The organism is Flavobacterium sp. (assembly GCF_021151785.1).
In the GTDB taxonomy this organism is placed as follows: domain Bacteria; phylum Bacteroidota; class Bacteroidia; order Flavobacteriales; family Flavobacteriaceae; genus Flavobacterium.
This window is the reverse complement of record NZ_JAGKWP010000181.1, coordinates 1-1,984: the sequence shown is the minus strand read 5'-3', so window position 1 is coordinate 1,984 and position 1,984 is coordinate 1. Positions and strand designations below refer to the sequence as shown.

The 1,984-nt window shown below is 29.5% G+C and carries 2 protein-coding genes; both read left to right on the top strand.

What is annotated here, in order from left to right:
* A partial coding sequence (locus QZ824_RS11450; RefSeq protein WP_291276148.1) for a Shedu immune nuclease family protein occupies positions 1 to 588 on the top strand: 588 nt, incomplete at its 5' end.
* Positions 589 to 802: 214 nt separating this feature from the next.
* Positions 803 to 1,858 (top strand): CBS domain-containing protein, encoded by a 1,056-nt coding sequence (locus QZ824_RS11445; RefSeq protein ID WP_291276147.1) that lies wholly within the window; start codon positions 803 to 805, stop codon positions 1,856 to 1,858.
* Positions 1,859 to 1,984 lie beyond the last annotated feature (126 nt).

Below are 1,984 nucleotides of genomic sequence, written 5' to 3'. Positions count from 1 at the left end.
ATATTAAGTGACGCTGTTCAAGATTATTCAACACTCCTTAGTTCAACAATAACCATTGCACGTCTTGAAAAGAAGTGGCAAGAATACTTAAAAATTAATAGTTGGATATTCTCATCAATATTTGCACAACCAATTATTTTATTTAAAGATGAAGCGTATGTTGGCGGGAAAGATATCAATAATACAAACGGGAAGTTTAGTGACTATCTTATGAAGAATAAGCTAAGTGACAACGTAACCTTTCTCGAAATAAAGACACATAAAACACAACTATTAAGTGATAAAGCATATCGGGGAACAGATGTTTATAGCGTGACGGAAGAATTATCTGGTTGTATAAATCAGGTATTAAATCAAAGAGATAACTTCCAGAAAGAGTATGACCATCTCAAAAGAAAAAGTAAAGAGAATTTTGAAACTATCAATTCAAAATGCATCGTCATTATTGGACAACATAAGTCACTTACTGAAGAACAAAAACATTGCTTTGAATTATTTAGAAATAACTGTAGGGATGTTGAAATTATAACATTTGATGAACTGCTTTTAAAAATCCAAAACATCTTGACACTTAAACTGAAAAAGTAAGTACTACGCCCAACACTGTAGATTAAGTTACCAGCCAAGGTTAAAAGATGCATTTGATATCTTGTCACATTGTACTGATAGATTTTAAACTTATGGGCTTTATAAAATTGGAGTGTATAATTTAAGGTTTTTCACTGTGTTCTGTGTGCCGCAAATCACGGTAAGGGAAATTAAAAAATTAAACGAAAAGTGATTATGAAGATAATTGAAAAGTATGGAAATAGAAAAATTGAAACAAATTAAGATGCAATTGGATCGTGGCCAACCCACTGATTTAGTTTCGGTAAGAACATTTTTAAGTTGGTTCGGTGCACAAAGACGAGGTTGGTGGGTTGTTAGTGAAATTGAAAGGACATTAAATAATTTGGGTTTGGAAACAAAACCTCATTTTAATGCGGCATATATTGATGGTGTTATTGAATTTAAAAACAAGATTATTCTGTCTAAAGAAAATAAAGATAGTACAGGATTTGATGTAAATACAGTTGAGCCTGAAAATATTGCTGAAAAAGAAAAGGAAGAATATTATGATGATCCGACTTATCGAATAAGTAAGCTTGAAGCTGCAAATAAATATTTAACATATGTAAAACCAGATAGTGATCTGTCAGAAGCAATAACAAAAATGATTACATATGATTATAGTCAATTACCAGTAATGCAGCAACCTAAAAGGGATTTGAAAGGAGTTATTAGTTGGAGATCTATTGGAAGGAAATTTTCAGTGGGTTTAAATTCAGCTAAAGTAAAAGATTTAATGGAGCCAAATTATCAATTAATATCTTACGATACGTCTTTATTTAAAGCATTACCAATGATTATTGAACATGATTATGTTCTAGTAGAAAATTTTTCCAAAGAAATTTGTGGAATAGTGACAGCAAGTGATTTAAGCTTACAATTTAAACAGTTGACGGAACCCTTTTTACTTGTTGCTGAAATAGAAAATTATATTCGACAAATCCTTAAAAAATTATCAAAAGAAGAATTATCCAATGCTAAAGATGAAAGGGATACTGAAAGAGTGATTGATACAGTTGCGGATTTAACATTTGGAGAATATTTAAGACTATTTCAAAATCCAGTTTATTGGGATAAGCTTGCAATAAAGATTGACAGGAAAATTTTTTGTGAACATTTAGAAAAGATAAAGGATGTTAGAAATAATATAATGCATTTTGATCCTGATGGATTAGATGAGCAAAGTATTGATACATTAAGAACTTTTGTTAGATTGTTACAAACGTTAAGTGTTATCAAAGTGTTTTAATACAGAATAGTAATAAAGAACTATCATTAAAGAGTATGTTAAATAAATTAATTAAAATATCTCCTATTGTAAGTACCTTTTTAATTTTCTGTGGAGTATTTAAGTTGATAATGTATTATTCCTATT